This is a genomic window from Nonomuraea sp. B208 (assembly GCF_057536035.1).
Genome location: NZ_BAAJOU010000003.1, coordinates 60,354 through 75,979 on the forward strand (window position 1 = coordinate 60,354; position 15,626 = coordinate 75,979).

Annotated in this window: 10 protein-coding genes; 5 read left to right on the top strand and 5 right to left on the bottom strand. The window is 74.6% G+C overall.

The window, feature by feature from the left end; translation table 11 throughout:
• Window positions 1-54: 54 nt before the first annotated feature.
• Genes AC27IY_RS01595 through AC27IY_RS01605 form a run of 3 tightly spaced genes read left to right on the top strand, consistent with a single transcriptional unit; the run spans window position 55 to window position 2,974 of the window.
• A complete protein-coding gene (locus AC27IY_RS01595) occupies window positions 55-327 on the top strand; it encodes a hypothetical protein (RefSeq protein ID WP_487176885.1) in 273 nt (90 codons plus the stop codon).
• Window positions 246-1,175: a carbohydrate binding domain-containing protein gene (locus AC27IY_RS01600; protein ID WP_487176986.1), complete on the top strand. Its 930-nt coding sequence runs from the start codon at window positions 246-248 to the stop codon at window positions 1,173-1,175. The genes AC27IY_RS01595 and AC27IY_RS01600 overlap by 82 nt, the downstream gene beginning before the upstream one ends.
• Window positions 1,172-2,974, top strand: a complete 1,803-nt coding sequence (locus tag AC27IY_RS01605) for an endo-1,4-beta-xylanase (RefSeq protein ID WP_487176987.1) — start codon at window positions 1,172-1,174, stop codon at window positions 2,972-2,974. Before AC27IY_RS01600 ends, AC27IY_RS01605 begins: the two co-directional genes overlap by 4 nt.
• Before the next feature lie 3 nt (window positions 2,975-2,977).
• Here the strand turns inward: AC27IY_RS01605 and AC27IY_RS01610 are convergent, their stop codons facing one another.
• Together AC27IY_RS01610 and AC27IY_RS01615 are read right to left on the bottom strand one after the other, a co-directional pair.
• A complete protein-coding gene (locus tag AC27IY_RS01610; RefSeq protein WP_487176886.1) occupies window positions 2,978-7,474 on the bottom strand; it encodes a caspase, EACC1-associated type in 4,497 nt (1,498 codons plus the stop codon).
• A 152-nt stretch (window positions 7,475-7,626) separates the two neighbouring features.
• Complete coding sequence (locus AC27IY_RS01615; protein WP_487176887.1) at window positions 7,627-8,874, bottom strand: C39 family peptidase; 1,248 nt, start codon at window positions 8,872-8,874, stop codon at window positions 7,627-7,629.
• Between the two features lie 124 nt (window positions 8,875-8,998).
• On the opposite strand from AC27IY_RS01615, the gene AC27IY_RS01620 reads away from it, so the two are divergent.
• Complete coding sequence (locus AC27IY_RS01620; RefSeq protein WP_423445112.1) at window positions 8,999-9,661, top strand: adenylate kinase family protein; 663 nt, start codon at window positions 8,999-9,001, stop codon at window positions 9,659-9,661.
• Window positions 9,662-9,664: 3 nt separating this feature from the next.
• Here the strand turns inward: AC27IY_RS01620 and AC27IY_RS01625 are convergent, their stop codons facing one another.
• Entirely contained in the window at window positions 9,665-10,531 is an 867-nt protein-coding gene (locus AC27IY_RS01625; protein ID WP_487176888.1) for a hypothetical protein, read from the bottom strand.
• An 88-nt stretch (window positions 10,532-10,619) separates the two neighbouring features.
• On the opposite strand from AC27IY_RS01625, the gene AC27IY_RS01630 reads away from it, so the two are divergent.
• Complete coding sequence (locus AC27IY_RS01630) at window positions 10,620-10,856, top strand: hypothetical protein (RefSeq protein WP_487176889.1); 237 nt, start codon at window positions 10,620-10,622, stop codon at window positions 10,854-10,856.
• Between the two features lie 56 nt (window positions 10,857-10,912).
• On the opposite strand, the gene AC27IY_RS01635 is transcribed toward AC27IY_RS01630, so the two are convergent.
• Window positions 10,913-12,052 carry an acyl-CoA dehydrogenase family protein gene (locus tag AC27IY_RS01635; protein ID WP_364451479.1) on the bottom strand — a complete coding sequence of 380 codons (1,140 nt, stop codon included), beginning with the start codon at window positions 12,050-12,052 and terminating at the stop codon, window positions 10,913-10,915.
• Window positions 12,049-15,474, bottom strand: coding sequence for an indolepyruvate ferredoxin oxidoreductase family protein (locus AC27IY_RS01640; protein ID WP_487176890.1), 3,426 nt, complete (start codon window positions 15,472-15,474; stop codon window positions 12,049-12,051). The genes AC27IY_RS01635 and AC27IY_RS01640 overlap by 4 nt, the downstream gene beginning before the upstream one ends.
• Window positions 15,475-15,626 lie beyond the last annotated feature (152 nt).

Genomic DNA, 15,626 nt, shown 5'->3' on the forward strand with positions numbered 1-15,626 from the left:
CTCTACAGTCCGCCTGCTATTTATCGGGAGATTTCTGAAACTTTCAGGAGCACCGTGCGCACCCTCCTCCAGGCCCTGGTGGCCTTACTCCTGCCCGTCCTGTTCCTCGCGGCCGCCGCGCCCGCGCGGGCCGCCGCCGATCACGTCTACGACTTCGAGGACGGCACCACGCAGGGCTGGAGCCCGCGCGGCGACGGCGTCTCCGTGCCGCCACGACCGGGGCCGCCCACGGCGGCGCCGCCTCGCTGCTCGTCACCGGCCGCACCGCGAACTGGCACGGGGCCTCGCTCGCCGCGCCGTTCGTCAAGGGCGTCACCTACCGGGTGAGCGCTTACGTCCGGCTCGCCGCCGGGCAGCCGGCCGCGACGATCGCGCTCACCGTGCAGCGCACCCCCGCCGGGGGCGAGACCACGTACGAGCGGGTCGCCGCCGCCACCGTCACCGACGGGGCGTGGGTCCGCCTGGCCGGCGCGTACCTGTTCACCGCCGACTCCACCGACCTGCAGCTCTACGCCGAGAGCGACGACGCCACCGGCCGCTACCACCTCGACGACGTCGTGCTCGCCCCGCAGGGCGACCCCACCCGCGAGCCGGTCGCCGCCGACTTCGAGGACGGCACCACCCAGGACTGGTCGCCGCGCGCCTCCGCCGCCCTCGCCGCCACCGCCGAGGCCGCCCACGGCGGCGCCAGGAGCCTCGCCGTCACCGGCCGCTCCGCCTCCTGGGACGGCCCGGCGCTCAACGTGCTCGGCCGCCTCGGCAAGGGCGACAAGTACGACGTGTCGGTGTGGGTCAGGCTCGGCGCCGGCGTGGACTCCGGCCGGCTCGGCCTGTCGATCGAGCGGCGCACCGCGGGCACGCCCAGCTACGAGCAGATCGTGCCGCCCACGGACGTCCCGGCGGGGGAGTGGGTGCGGCTCGCGGGGACGTACACGCTCTCGCGCGACGTCGACTTCCTCAGCCTGTACGTCGAGTCCGACACCGGCACCTTCCCCTTCCATCTCGACGACTTCGCGCTGACCTACGTCGCGCCCAAGCCGATCCAGACCGACATCCCGGCGCTGAAGGACCGCGTGCCCTTCACCCTGGGCTCCGCGCTCACCCGCCCCGACACCTTCGGCGTCCACGGCTGCTGGCCAGGCACTTCAACGGCATCACCCCCGGCAACGAGCTGAAGTGGGACGCCACCGAGCCCCGCGAGGGCGAGTACGCCTTCGCCGACGCCGACGACCTCGTGGCCTTCGGCGAGCGGCACGGCATGACGATCCGCGGCCACACCCTCGCCTGGCACAGCCAGACCCCGGCCTGGGTGTTCGAGGGGGCCGACAAGCAGACCCTGCTGAACCGCCTGGAGAGCCACGTCCGCACCCTCGTCACCCGCTACAAGGGCAGGATCGCGGCCTGGGACGTCGTCAACGAGGTCGTGGACGAGAACCAGCCCGACGGCCTGCGCCGCTCGCCCTGGTACGAGATCACCGGCCTCGACTTCATCCGCACCGCCTTCCGCGTCGCCCACGAGGCCGACCCGGCCGCCAAGCTGTTCATCAACGACTACAACACCGAGTTCCCGCGCAAGCGCGAGGCCCTGTACGCGCTGGTCAAGCGGCTCAAGGCCGAGGGCGTGCCGATCCACGGCGTCGGCCACCAGCTCCATCTCAACATCGAGCAGCCGCCCGCCTCCTCCGTCGAGGACACCATCGAGCGCTTCGCCGGCCTCGGCGTCCAGCAGCAGGTCACCGAGCTCGACGTCAGCGTCTACACCGACTTCGTCTCCTCCTACGACCCCATCCCCGGCGAGCTGATCGCCGAGCAGGGCCACCGCTACAAGGAGCTGTTCGACGTCTTCCGCCGGCAGGCCGCGCACCTCACCTCCGTCACCGTCTGGGGCGAATCCGACGACGTGAGCTGGCTCAACACCTGGCCGATCAACCGGCTCAACGCGCCGCTGCTGTTCGACCGCGACCTCCAGGCCAAGCCCGCGTACTGGGGCGTGGCCGACCCGTCGAAGCTGCCGCCCCGGGTGCGCCGCCTGGAGGCCCCGGCCGGCGAGGTCGTCCTCGACGGCAAGCGCGACCAGCAGTGGGACCTGCTGCCCGACGCCCCGATCGCGCGCGTGGGCGAGGTGTCGGCCGGCTTCCAGGCCCGCACCACGGCCGCCGGCATGTACGTGCTCGCCGAGGTCGCCGACCGCAGCGTCTCGGCCGCCGACCGGGTGACGTTCACCGTGGACGGCGTCGCCCGGACCGTCACCCGGCTGGGCGGGCACAAGGCCGCGGCCCGGCCGACCCCCACCGGCTACCGCGTCGAGGCCCTGGTCCCCAAGGGCACGGACGTGGACGTCACCGTACGCGACGGCGGCACCGCCGTCTCCTGGACCGGGAAGGTCACCCCCGCGCCCGCCGTGAAGCTCACCACCGCCGCCCACCGCGCGCCCGTGCTCGACGGCGTGGCGGAGCCGGCCTGGCGGGCCGCGCCCGAGATCCGCACCGGCACCTGGATCCAGGGCACGTCAGGGGCGACCGCCACGGTCCGGGCGCTGTGGAGCGGCTCCACACTGTACGTGCTCGCCCAGGTCACCGACCCCGCGCTCAGCGAGGAGTCGCCGAACGCCTGGGAGCAGGACTCCGTCGAGATCTTCGTCGACCCCGGCAACGGCAAGACCAAGGGCTACACCGACGACGACGGGCAGTACCGGATCAGCTTCTCCGGTCGGCTCACCGTCGGCGGCACCTTCGACGCGGCCGGCGTCAAGGACAACCTCAGGGCCGTGACCCGCACCGTCCCCGGCGGCTACGTCGTCGAGGCGGCCATCGCGTTGCCGACCGCGACGCTGCGGCCCGGCACGCTGCTCGGCTTCGATGTGCAGGTCAACGACGCCACCGGCGCGGCCCGCACCGCCGCCGTCACCTGGAACGACGCCACCGGCCGCAGCTACCTCGACACCAGCCACTGGGGGGTGCTGCGGCTGGCCTGAGCCCTAGCTCGTCGCCGGGCAGGGGAGGGCGTAGGGGCGGCCGGGGACGTACTGCGCCCACTCCTCGCGGGTGATCGCGCTGCCCGCGCGCTCGCACACCGTGGCGGCGGCCTGCTCGACGTCGAGACCCCAGAGCTGGACCGCCGCGCCCGACGTGGCGGCCAGCGTGGCGCCGTCCGGCGTCGCCGCCACGTCGTCCACCGGCTCGGGACCCGCCAGCACCGCCCACAGGGACGGGCGGGCGCGGTCGGCCACGTTCCACACCCGGAGCGTACGGTCGCGGGAGGCGGTCACCAGCGTCCGGCCGTCCGCGCCGAACGCCGCCGCCGTCACCGGGCCGGTGTGCCCGCGCAGCAGCGCCAGCCGCTTCGGCCGCTCCGGGGCGGCGACGTCCCACAGGGCGGCCGCGCCGTCCGCGCCGGTCGTCGCGAGGGTACGGCCGTCGGGGGCGAACCGCAGGCCCAGCACGCCGCCCGGCTGCGCGGTCAGGTCGGCGAGCAGGCGCGGCGCGGCCGGCTTCGACACCTCCCACAGATGTACGGACGCGGTGCCGGACCCGGTCGCCAGCACCTTCCCGTCCGGGCGGAACGCGAGCGCGTCCAGCCTGCCGTCCGCCGCCGCACCGGGCGTCGCGACCCGCCGCGGGGCGGACGGGGCAGACACGTCCCAGAGCTGCGTCCGGCCGTCCGCGCCGATCGCCGCCACCAGCTTGCCTCCGGGGGCGTACGCCACCGACCGCAGCCCCGACGCCGGTCCCCGGATCGTCGCGACGGCCTTCGGGTTCGCCGGCCGCGCCACCTCCCACAGCCTGGCCGTGCCGTCGAGCGCGGCCGAGACCACGTACCGGTCGTCCGGGCTGAACGCCACCCCGACCACGGCGCCGGTGTGGCCGCGCAGCGTGGAGACGGGCGTCGCGGCGGCCGGGTCGCCGATGTCCCACAGCTTCACGGTCTTGTCGTCGGAGACGGTGGCGAGGGTGCCGCCGCCCTTGGCGACGGCCAGGGCGTTCACCCGCGCCGTGTGCCGGCCCAGCCGGGCGCGGGCGGCCACGCGGGCCGGATCGGCGACGTTCCACAGCCGGGCCACGCCGTCGCCGCCGGCCGTCGCGAGCGTCCGGCCGTCCGGGCTGAACGCGACCCCCGTCGCCGTACTCACCGTCGGGGTGAGGACGGCGGCGGGCTGCGGCTCGCCCGGCGTCGCGATGTCCCACAGGCGAACGGCCCCGTCGGCGGAGGCCGCGGCGAGAACGTCCCCGTCCGGGCCGAACGCCACGTCCTCCACGGCGACGCCGGCCCCGGCGGCGGTGCCGGTCAGCGTGGCCGCCGCGATGTTCCACACGTGCAGCGCGCCCGTGGCGGCCCCGGCGACGAGACTCCGCCCGTCGGGGCTGAACGCGACACTGCGCACCGCGCCGCCGTCCGGGGACGTGAACGCGGCCAGGGTCGCCGGCGTGGCGGGCGTCAGCACGTCGAGCAGCGTGACCCCGGTCGCGGAGGTGACGGCGACCATGCGGCCGTCCGGGCTGAAGGCCACGTCAGCGGGCTCGCCCGGCTGCCTCAGCACGGCGACCGCCTTGGGGGCGGCGGGGGCGGCGACGTCCCACAGACGGACCGTCCGGTCGGCGCCCGCCGTGGCGAGCAGCCCGCCCTTGGGGGCCGCCGCGACGGACAGCACCGGCCCCACGTGACCCTTGAGCGTCGCCAGCGGCTTCGGCCTCGCGGGGTCGGCGGCGTCCCACAGGCGGGCGGTGCCGTCGGCGGACGCCGTCGCGAGCACCTTCCCCTCCGGGCTGAACGCCGCCGCCGTCAGCCCCGCCGAGTGGCCCGTGACGACGCCCGCGCTCTTCGGCCGCAAGGGATCGGCGACGTTCCACAGACGAGCGGTCCGGTCACCGGACACCGTGGCGAGCACCTGCCCGTCCGGGCGGTACACCACCCGCTCCACCGGGGCCGCGTGACCGAGCAGCCGCGACGGGATCGGCCGCGACAGCGCCCCGAGCAGCGCGCCCCTCGCCTCCGGGGTGGGGGAGAGACGATAGGCGGCAAGCCCGAGCTGCGCGGCCAGCGCCGCGTCCGGCAGAGCGGCAGCGGAGGCGGCGACCTGCCTGGACAGCGCCTCGTCCCGCTGCGCACCGACCTGCCGCTCCTGCCGCCCAGCCTGCCCCGCCGCCCGCCACTGCAGCACCGCGCCGGTAGCCGCGGCCAGCACGAGAACGGAGAGCGCGACGATCACGGCCCGGCCCGCCAGCGCGCGCCGCCGCTGCCGCCGGCCGGACGTCGCAAGAAACGCCCGCTCAACCCCCGACAGCCCGTCACCCGCCGCCTCCGGGCGGGGGCGCGTGAGCGGGAGACGCCGGGCCGGGCGCCGGCCGGCGGCGACCAGTTTGCCGTGCACCGTCATCGAGCCCACGGCGGGAAGTGCTCCACCGTCGTCCACCCGCCCCTCCGCGGCGTCCGGCGATGCGGGCCCGGGCGGAGCGCCGGTGAGGGCGATGGCGGCGGCGAGGCGGGTGTCGGCGTACAGCTGGGCGGGGTCGCGGCCCTCGCGGTCCCAGCGCCGCGCGTCCTCCGCGAGCCGCCGCCGCACGAGCGTGGCGGCCCGCTCGGCGTCCACCCACCCGCCGAGCCGCGGCCAGGCGCGGATGAGCGCGTCGTGCACCAGCCCCGCCTCCCCGCCGTCCACCGTGACCAGGCGCGAGCGGGCCAGCCCCGCGAGCACCTGCGCCCGCACGGACGCCGCCTCCCCGGACCCGTCACCGGTCAGCGCGGCGAGGGACACCCGGCGTCCGGCGGCTCCGGCGGCCCCGTCCGTACGCACCATCCGCAGCAGCAGCTCCCGCGCCATCCCCTCGAACTCCGGCCCGAGCGCCCGCAGCGCCTCCTCCGCGCTCCCCGCCACCGCTCCCGCGACCCCGCCGGCCGCCCGGTAGTCGGCCATGGCGAGCACGTCACCGGACCGCCGTTCCCAGGTCGCGAACAGCGCGTGGGACAGCAGCGGCAGCGCGCCCCCCGCCCGTTCCAGCTCCGGCTCGTACGCCCGCAGCTCCTCCAGCACCAGCTCCGCCAGCCCGGCCTCCAGCCGGAGCCCGCACCGCGCCGCCGGCTGCTCGATCATGGCCCGCAGCTCGGCCTCGCCAGGCGGCGGCACGACCTCGGGCCGCCGCAGCGCCGCCACCAGCTCCGGGTAGGCCGCGCACGCCCCGAAGTGCTCGCTGCGCACCGAGACCACCACGGCCGCCGCCCGCGCCAGCTCGCCCAGCGCCGCCACGAACCGCCGCCGCCCGGCCGGATCGCCGCACTCGGTGAACACCTCCTCGAACGGGTCCACGACCACCAGCACCCGCCCGGCCGGCAGGGCGCGCGCCGCCGCTCCGGGATCGGACTCGATGACCGCGCGCAGCCGTACCGGATCGCCGCCGCCGAGCGCGCCCAGCTCGCGGGCCAGCGCGCCGAGCGGGTCGGCGCCCGGCGCGAACACGACGACACCGGCCGCCTCCCCGCCCGGGGACCGCGACGCCAGGAACGCCGGCACGAGCCCGGCCCGCAACACCGACGACTTCCCGCACCCGGACGGCCCGGTCACCACGACCGGCCCACCGCCCACCCGCTCCATCAACGACCGGACCAGCGCCTCACGCCCGAAGAACAGCTCCGCGTGCTCCACCCCGTACGCCGCCAGCCCCCGGTACGGGCTCGCCGGCGGACCCCCGGCGGGCACGGGCACCACCGGCCCCGGCCGATGAGCCGGGTTCGGCGCGAGCGGCGCCGGGGACCCCACGCTCCCGGCGATCCGGCGCGGCCGGGAGAAACCGGCGGCGGGCAGCGCGCGAGCCAGCCGATGATGAACCTGGTCCAGGGTGAAGGCGGCCGGCCCGTCGGGGTCGCCCTCGCTCAGCAGCCGCAGCAGCGCCCCGCCGAGCGCGGTGTGCCGTACGCCGGGCAGCGCCCACCCGTTCGCGTCCCTGCTCGCCGAGGCCAGCACGTACGCCCGGCCCATCCCCTCGAACACCCGGTCCATCGCCCTGGCGGGCACCGGGCGGCCGCCCCCGGTGAAGCAGCAGTCGAGCACCACGACGGCCAGCTCGGCCGCCGCCCCCGCCAGCACCTGCCGTACGACGCCGAAGGGCAGCGCCTGACGACCCGGCTCGCCCTGCGCGAGATCGACGGTGGCGCGCGTGGCCAGGTACAGCTCGCCGTCCGGGGCGAAGATCCCGTACCCGGAGTAGTGGAACAGCAGCACCGAGCCGGCCTCCCGCGCCGCCCGCTCCAGCGCCTCGCCGAGGACGGCCGGGGTGGCGGGATCGACCAGCACGGTCAGCTGGGCGGGCGCGAGCCCGGCCCGCTCGACCAGGCACCGGCCGAGGTCGCCGACCGTGGCGGGAACGGCGGGGGCCACGGGCAGCCGCGAGGCCGGCGGGTGCGCCCCGGTGCCCGCCACCACGGCCCTCGCCCCGTCGGAGGCGAGCAACAGCGGTGGACCGTTCCAACGGGAACGAACCACACGGGTTCTCTCCGAAATCGCCGAATCGTCCTCTGTCATCGGAGCTCCACGGCGGGCAGTCGGGGGTGGCCACTGAGGGCTGTAACGGTACGGAAGTCTCCGGCCGGCGTCGAGGGGCCCGGAGGACGGACCCCTCTGCCTCCCGGACCGGCTCACCAGTTGGCGGGCAGCCCCGGCGTCGTGGCGGGCAGGGCGTGGCCCGCCGGGTGGATGACGTAGGCGACGCCGCCGCTGCTGGAGCTGCGCAGCCAGACGTTCTCGAAGTCGGCGCGCGGGTAGACGCGCCGCACCGCGGCGTTACTGGACGAGGCCGGGTCGTTGGCGATGACGTCGCCGTCCGCCGTGAAGCCGACGACCACCATGAGGTGGCCGTTGGTGCCGTAGCCGGCGCCGGGCAGCTCGCTCTTCTTGAACGACTGCGAGGTGATGACCGGCACCCCCGCCTTGATCAGCAGCTCCAGCTCGGTCAGCGAACGCAGCCGGGTGACGAAGCCGTCCAGGCCGTAGCGGCCGGCGTAGGCGGTGTTGAACGGCCAGTTGCCGGCGCCCTGATAGGCGTGGTCGTAGGTGTAGCGGGCCGCGTAGTCGACCTCGGGATCGGGGTCGGACGGGTCCACCCACGCGGTGTCCTGCGCGCTCGGCCACTTGCCCCAGTAGCCGAGCACCATCGTGGTGGAGGTCGGGCTGCACCACGCCTCGCCGCCGCCGTCCCATTCGGGGTAGTGGCCGACGTGGACGTTCTGGGAGCGGCGCGGCACGTCCAGCTCGACGCCCCAGGCGCCGCCGCCGGGGCTGACCGGCACGGTCTTGCGCTGGGGCACGTTGGAGGCCATCGCCCCGGACGTACGCACCCGCGGCGTCAGCGACGAGCCCGGCGTCCGGTAGAGCGTCAGCCGGAGCTGGTAGCCGCTCATCTGCTTGCCCGCCGCCGCGACCAGCGTGTCCACGGCCACGCTGGCGTCGTCGTCGCCCTGGCCGGCCACCGACGTGCGGCGGATGTCGCCCTCGGCGTAGGCCCAGCGGCCGAGGGAGTACCACTTCGTCAGCCCTTCGGCGTTCCTGGCGCGGGCCTCGACCTGGAGCCAGCTCCCCGGCGGCAGGTCGGCGGTCCAGGACGCGATCAGCTCGGTGGCGGGGAAGCCGATCGCCCGCTCGGGGCCGGTCCAGCGGGCGTACTCCCAGGTCCTGGTGCCGAGGGCGTCGGTGTAGGAGGTGGTGCCCGCGGGCGAGACGAACGACAGCCCGTCACCCGCGGCGGTGCCCTCGGCCGTGCCCGCGGTGAAGTCGGCCCGCTGGAAGACGACGTCGGCCTGGCCGACCGCGGCCGGTTTCGCGGTCGCGGGCGGGGCGAAGGTCGTCACCACGAGGAGGGACGACAGGACCACGGTCAGCGCGCGCATGTGCCCACCTTCTCGCGAGGCGTACATTCGGTACGGTCCGCCCGACCCTAGGCAAGCGCCGCCCGCCGGTCATCCGGAAATCTACGTATCGCCGCACCCGCCCCGCCGCATAGGGTCGTGAGCCATGCGGAAGTACGTGATCATGGGCGTGCAGGGCAGCGGCAAGGGCACCCAGAGCGCGCTGCTGGCGGGCGACCTCGACCTGACGCACATCAGCGTCGGCGACATCTTCCGCTGGCACGTCAAGAACCACACCAAGCTCGGCGCCCAGGTCCGCCGCCTGGTCGCGGCCGGCGAGCTGGTGGGCGACGACCTGGTGGAGTCCGTCGTACGCGACCGGCTCCAGCTCCACGACTGGAACTTCGGCTTCGTCATCGACGGCTTCCCCCGCAACCGCCGGCAGGCGGAGTTCTTCCTGGAGAGCTACGACATCGACGGCGTCATCCACCTCGACCTGCCCGACGACGAGGTCCGCCGCCGCGTCCTCGCCCGCCGGCTCTGCTCCCGCTGCGGCATGGACTACAACCTCATCGCCCACCGCCCCGAGGCCGAGGGCCGCTGCGACGTGTGCGGCGGCGAACTGGTCACCAGAGCGGACGACACCCCGGACGCGCTGGCGCGCCGGCTGCGCGACTACCACGACAAGACCGATCCGGTGCTGGAGCTGTTCCGGCGCAAGGAGTACGTCATGACGGTGGACGCCCGCGCCGACAAGACAACCGTCCAACAGGCCATCCGCACCCGCTTCAACCTCCCCCCGTACGAGCCGTCCCCCGCCACTGGGTGACGATCACCCGTCGCGCGGATGCTCGAAGTCGACGAGGTACTCCGCGCTGACCGCCCGCAGCCCACCCGCGACGACCAGGGCCTCATCAGGGCCGAGCACGGCCGAGTCGACCTCGACCAGCCGCCCGTCCACCTTGGCGAACAACACCTGCCTGCCGTTCGCCCCCTTCTTCGTGAACCATCGATCCGCCGTCGCTGGCCTGCAGGACCCGAAGTCCCGCTCCCACTCCGCGCACGCCTTCTCCGGATCCCCACCGGCGCTGATCCGCACGAACACGTCGGCCTCGCTCCGCCGGCCCCTGGCGTAGTCGAGGGCCAGGACGTCATCGCCGATGGTCCATACCTGGACCAGCACCCGCCCCGGCACCACCTCGGGCACCACCAGCGGCAGGGACTTCTCGTAGGAGGCGACGGTGTCCGCCCGCAGCCGCCGCTCCCACGCCTCCGTACGCCGGTGCTCGACCGTCGCCGTCATGATCACGCACCCGCACACCACCACGGCCGCGACGACCCGAGGCATGAGCGCCTCGGTACTGGCCAGCGCGGCCGCCCCCGCACAACTCACGACCGCCAGCCCGACGAACCCCGCGAACGCCAACCGAGGACTCGGACCCGGCACGACCAGATCCACAGCGTCCTTCAACACCACCAGCAACACGACCGCGAGCAGCCCGCTGCGGACCGGCCGGATGATCCGCAGCCACACGGCCAGCAACACCCCGACGGGCACGACCACCGCGACGGCCACGACCAGCAGGGGCAGGACGGTGTACGCATCGACGTCCTCGACGTACAGCCGCGACACCGGATACCCGACCACGCCCCCGACCACCAGCCCGACCCCACCACCCCGGGCAAGATCCGTCTTCATACGCCCAGAATGGCACCAGCCGCAGCCCGGGCGTTGGTCGGCGCCGAGGGGGTTGCCGCGGATGATGCGGCTTTCTACGTTGAGGGTCATGAGATCGACCATCGTGGAGATCCTCGCCCCGCAGCCTTCGAGCTGGTACAAGAACCGAAACAGTACGGCTGCCCGAGGCGGTTGCAGCCAGCACGGAACCCCGCCCTGCCACGAGGCGATCGTCGCCAGCGTGGTGCTCGCCAACGCCCTCAGCGAGAACATTCAACTGGCCGTCTGCCAGCGAGGCCTCGACGACCTCAAGAAAGGTCAGACCGGAGAACACTCTGATGAGTAGAGCGGGCCGAACCCCGCCTCCCGGCCCAGGGGAGCGGGGTTCTCGCACATCAGTCGCTACTTGGCCAGATGGCGGCTGATCACCAACCGCTGGATCTGGTTGGTGCCCTCGAAGATTTGCATGATCTTGGCCTCGCGCATGTACCGCTCGACCCGGAACTCCCGCGTATACCCGTACCCGCCGAACACCTGCACCGCATCCGTCGTCACCTTCATCGCCGCGTCCGTCGCGACCAGCTTGGCGACGCTCGCCTGGCGGCTGTACGGCAGGCCGGCGTCGCGGCGGCGGGCGGCGTCCAGGTACGTGGCGCGCGCGCTGTCCACCGCGGCCGCCATGTCGGCGAGCAGGAAGCCCAGGCCCTGGTGGTCGATGATCTTCTTGCCGAACGTGCGGCGCTCCTTGGCGTAGGCCACCGCCTCGTCCAGGGCGGCCTGGGCGAGGCCGGTCGCGCAGGCGGCGATGCCGAGGCGGCCGCTGTCGAGGGCGCTGAAGGCGATCTGCAGCCCCTGGCCCTCCTCGCCGATCAGCCGGTCGGGCTCCAGGAGGACGCCGTCGTAGTGGGCGGCGGTGGTCGGTACGGCGTGCAGGCCCATCTTCTCCTCGGGCCGGCCGAAGGTCAGGCCGTCGGCGCGGCCGGGCGCGAGGAAGCAGGAGACGCCGCGCGAGCCCGTCCCCGTGCGGGCGAACAGCGCGTAGAAGTCGGCGATGCCGCCGTGCGTGATCCACGCCTTGTTGCCGGTCACCCGGTAGCCGTCCGCGACCCGTTCGGCCTTGCAGGTGAGCGCGCCGGCGTCCGAGCCGGCCTGCGGCTCCGACAGGCTGTAGCCGCCGATGATCCGCCCGGCCAGCATGTCGGGCAGCCAGCGCGCCCGCTGCTCGGCGCTGCCGTACGTGGCCACGGGGAAGCAGGCCAGCGTGTGCACGCTGGTCGCGACCGCGACCGACGCCCAGCGCATCGCCAGCTCCTCGATGACCTGCAGGTAGACCTCGTACGGCTGGCCGCCGCCCCCTTGCTCCTCCGGGTACGCCAGCCCGAGCAGCCCCGCCTCGCCCAGCGTGGCGAACAGCCCCTCCGGGTAGGTCTCGGCGCGTTCGTGCTCGTCGACCCGGCGGGCGAGCTCCTTGTCGGCGATCTCGCGGGTCAGCTCGATGAGGTCCTCGGCGTCCTGGTTCGGCAGCAGGCGCTCGACTGTCACACTTCCTCCTGACGAGGGGCGGAATCCTGGCTCGGGACGGGTGCTTCCCGCAGGCGGGCCAGCGCGGCCGCCGCGCGTTCGCGGAACTCGGCGACGCGGGCCAGCTTGATGTCCTCGTACCCGCGGATCAGCTCGGGCAGCCCGGCGACCTCCGTGACCGCGGCGGCGGTGGCCGGGGTGAGCCGGTCGAGGGCGGCGCGCACCAGCTCGCGGTACTCGCCGACCAGCTCGCGCTCGACGCGCCGCACCTTCGCCAGCCCGAACACGTCGAACGCCGTCCCGCGCAGCACCCGCGCCGCCCGCAGCCCGCGGAACAGCACCGGAGCCGTACGGCGCAGCTCGATCTTGCGCTTCATGCCCATCGCGCGCAGCACCGGCGGGTGCAGCAGCACCGACACCTTCGCGTCGGCGCCGTGCTCGCGCTCACGCCTGGCCCGCTCGGCGGGGTCGAGGTGGAGGCGGGCGACCTCGTACTCGTCCTTGTACGCCATCAGCTTGTGCAGGCCGCGCGCGTAGGCGAGGGCGATCGCCGTGCCCGCCTCCTCGCCGGCGCGCTCGGTGGCCCGTTCGGCGATCCTGCGGACCTCGTCGGCGTACGAGCGGGCGTAGGCCGCGTTCTGGTAGCCGGTCAGGTCGGCGGCGCGGACGGCCACCACCTCCTCCAGCTTCTCCACCGGCTCCTCGGCGGGCGGCAGCGCGGCCCGGCGGACGGCCTCGGGGTCGGTGACGGCGGCCCGGCCCCAGCGGAAGGCGGCGAGGTTCTGCTCGACCGCGGCCCGGTTGAGCGTGACCGCCCGCTCGATGGCCTCGGCGGACACCGGCAGCAGGCCCCGCTGGTACGCGGCCCCGAGCAGCAGCAGGTTCGCCGGCATGTGGTCGCCGAACAGCGCCTCGGCCAGCTCGTGCGCGTCGAGGCAGAAGACCTCGCGGGCCGCCTGCCGCACCCGGGCGACGGCGGAGGCGTGGCCCGGCACCGGCAGCCGGCCGGTCACCATGGCGGCGGTGGGCACGACGGCCGTGTTGAGCACGGCGGCCGTACGGTCGGGGGCGGCCACGGCCAGGTTCGCCTCGGAGGCCGCGCCCAGCACGTCGAAGCCGATGAGCACGTCCGCGAGGCCGCGCGAGGCGCGTACCGAGCCCTCCGCCGGGCGGGCGGAGATGCGTACGTCGCTCACCACCGGCCCGCCCTTCTGCGCCAGGCCCGTCTGCTCCAGCCCGGCCGCGTGCAGCCCGTCGAGGTGCGCGGCCATCTGGAGGATCTGCGAGACGGTGACGACGCCGGTGCCGCCGATGCCCGGCATCCTGATCAGCACGTCGCCATGAGGCCGTTCCGGCTCGGGCGGATCGACGGGAAGCGCGGGCAGCTCACGGGCGGCGGGCCCGGCACCCGGCTCCACCAGCAGGAACGACGGGCAGTCGCCCTTCAGGCAGCTCAGGTCGGAGTTGCAGGACGCCTGGTGGATGCGGGTCTTGCGGCCGTACTCGGTCTCGACGGGCTGCACGGACAGGCACGTGGACGCCTCGCCGCAGTCGCCGCAACCTTCGCAGACCCGCTCGTTCACCACGACCTTGCGGGTGGGCGTGGGCAGTTTGCCGCGCTTGCGCAGCCGCCGCTCCTCGGCGGCGCACCGGTCGTCGTGGATGAGCACCGTCACCCCGTCGAGCGCCGCGAGCTCGCGCTCGGCGGCGGCCAGCTCGTCGCGGTGCCGTACGGAGGCGATGCCCGCCAGCCGCACCCCCTTGTACGTCTCCGGCTCCGGCGTCGTGACCACGATCCGGCGTACGCCCTCGATCGCCAGCTCGTGCGTGAGCGCCGGCACGTCCAGCCGCCCCTCGGCGCGCTGGCCGCCGGTCATGGCGACGGCGTCGTTGTAGAGCAGTTTGTACGTCATCGTCACCCCGGCCGCCACGGCGGCCCTGATCGCGAGGGAGCCGGAGTGGTGGAAGGTGCCGTCGCCGAGGTTCTGCACGAAGTGCCGGTCCTCGGTGAACGGCGCCAGCCCGATCCACTGCGCCCCTTCGCCGCCCATCTGGGTGAGGCCGACCTGGGTGCCGCGCCCGTGCCCGTCCAGGGCGATCATCGCGTGGCAGCCGATGCCGACGCCGACCAGCGTGTCGTCGGCGGCGCGGGTGGAGGTGTTGTGGGGGCAGCCCGAGCAGAAGTACGGCGTGCGGGCCGCCACCATCGGCAGCCGCGTCCCGGCGAGGCCCGCCTTCCGGATGGTGACGGCCTGCCGGGGCAGCCGGTCGGGGCCGACACAGGTCGCGATCGCCCCGGCCACGTCGTCGGCGGTCAGCGTGCCGCGCGCGGTCAGCAGGTCGCGGCCGGAGACCGCAGGGGGGCGTTCGACGTCGTACAGGGCCTGCTTGACCTGCCCCTCCAGGAACGGGACCTTGTCCTCGACCACCAGCACCCGGTCGAGCCCGGCGGTCATGGCCGCCAGGTCGTCGTACGCCAGCGGGAACGGCATCGCCAGCCGGATCAGCCGCAGCCCCAGGTCGTCCCGGGCCCGCTCGTCGAGGCCGAGGTCGGCCAGGGCGCGCAGCACCACCGCGTAGGTGGTGCCGGAGGCCACGATGCCGAGCCGGGTCTGGTTCGCGCCCGACATGACCCGGTTGAGCCCGTGCTCGCGGGCGTAGGCGCGGGCCAGGTCGAGGCGGCGGGTGAGCATGTCGTGCTCGGCGTCCAGCGCGGCCGCTCCGAGCAGGAGGGGAGCGGGCTTGGCCGGTACGCGCTCCGGCACCGGGACGCCCGCGCGCAGCGGGCCGAGGTCCACGGTGGCCGAGGCGTCGGCGATGTCGGCGACGATCTTCAGCCCCGTCCACAGGCCGGTGGCGCGGGACATGGCCACCGCGTGCAGCCCGAACTCGACGATCTCCGCGACCGAGCCGGGCGCGAGCAGCGGCAGCGACAGGCTCTGGCACATCGGCTCGCACGAGCTGGGCAGCGTGGAGGACTTGCAGCCGGGGTCGTCGCCGATCCAGGCCACGGCGCCGCCGAGCGGGGCGGTGCCGGCCACGTTGGCGTGCCTGAGGGCGTCGGCGGCGCGGTCGAGGCCGGGGTTCTTGCCGTACCAGAAGCCGGTCACGCCCTCGTGGCGGCGGCCCGGCACCTGGCCGAGCAGCTGGGTGCCGGCCACCGACGTGGCGGCCAGCTCCTCGTTCAGCCCCGGGCGGAAGACCACGCCCGCCTCGTCCAGGAAGCGCGCGGCCCGCCCCATCTCCAGGTCCACGCCCCCCAGCGGCGAGCCCTGGTAGCCGGAGACGAACGCCCGCGTGTCCAGCCCGCGCTCCCGGTCCAGCCACCGCTGCTCCAGGGTCAGGCGGACCAGGGCCTGGACGCCCGAGATGAGCACCCGGCCGTCCCGCGCCGTGTACTTGTCGTCGAGCGACACCGGGGTGGGGGTCACGCTCGCGCCCACGCGCTACCTCCTGGCTTGAACCGTTCTGTTGTGATGCCCAGCTGTGACGCCCAGCACAGCAAGCTGGACTGGTATGCGCAAGTATTAGATGAGAAGGTGCGCCGAAGACGCAAACAATATGAGGGAGACCGCCCGTGGAGCGGGTCATCTTT

Excerpts from the sequence above, each read along its gene's own strand:
- AC27IY_RS01615 (WP_487176887.1), bottom strand. The coding sequence starts at position 8,874 with ATGCGCGCGCTGACCGTGGTCCTGTCGTCCCTCCTCGTGGTGACGACC.
- AC27IY_RS01620 (WP_423445112.1), top strand. The coding sequence starts at position 8,999 with ATGCGGAAGTACGTGATCATGGGCGTGCAGGGCAGCGGCAAGGGCACC.
- AC27IY_RS01625 (WP_487176888.1), bottom strand. The coding sequence starts at position 10,531 with ATGAAGACGGATCTTGCCCGGGGTGGTGGGGTCGGGCTGGTGGTCGGG.
- AC27IY_RS01630 (WP_487176889.1), top strand. The coding sequence starts at position 10,620 with ATGAGATCGACCATCGTGGAGATCCTCGCCCCGCAGCCTTCGAGCTGG.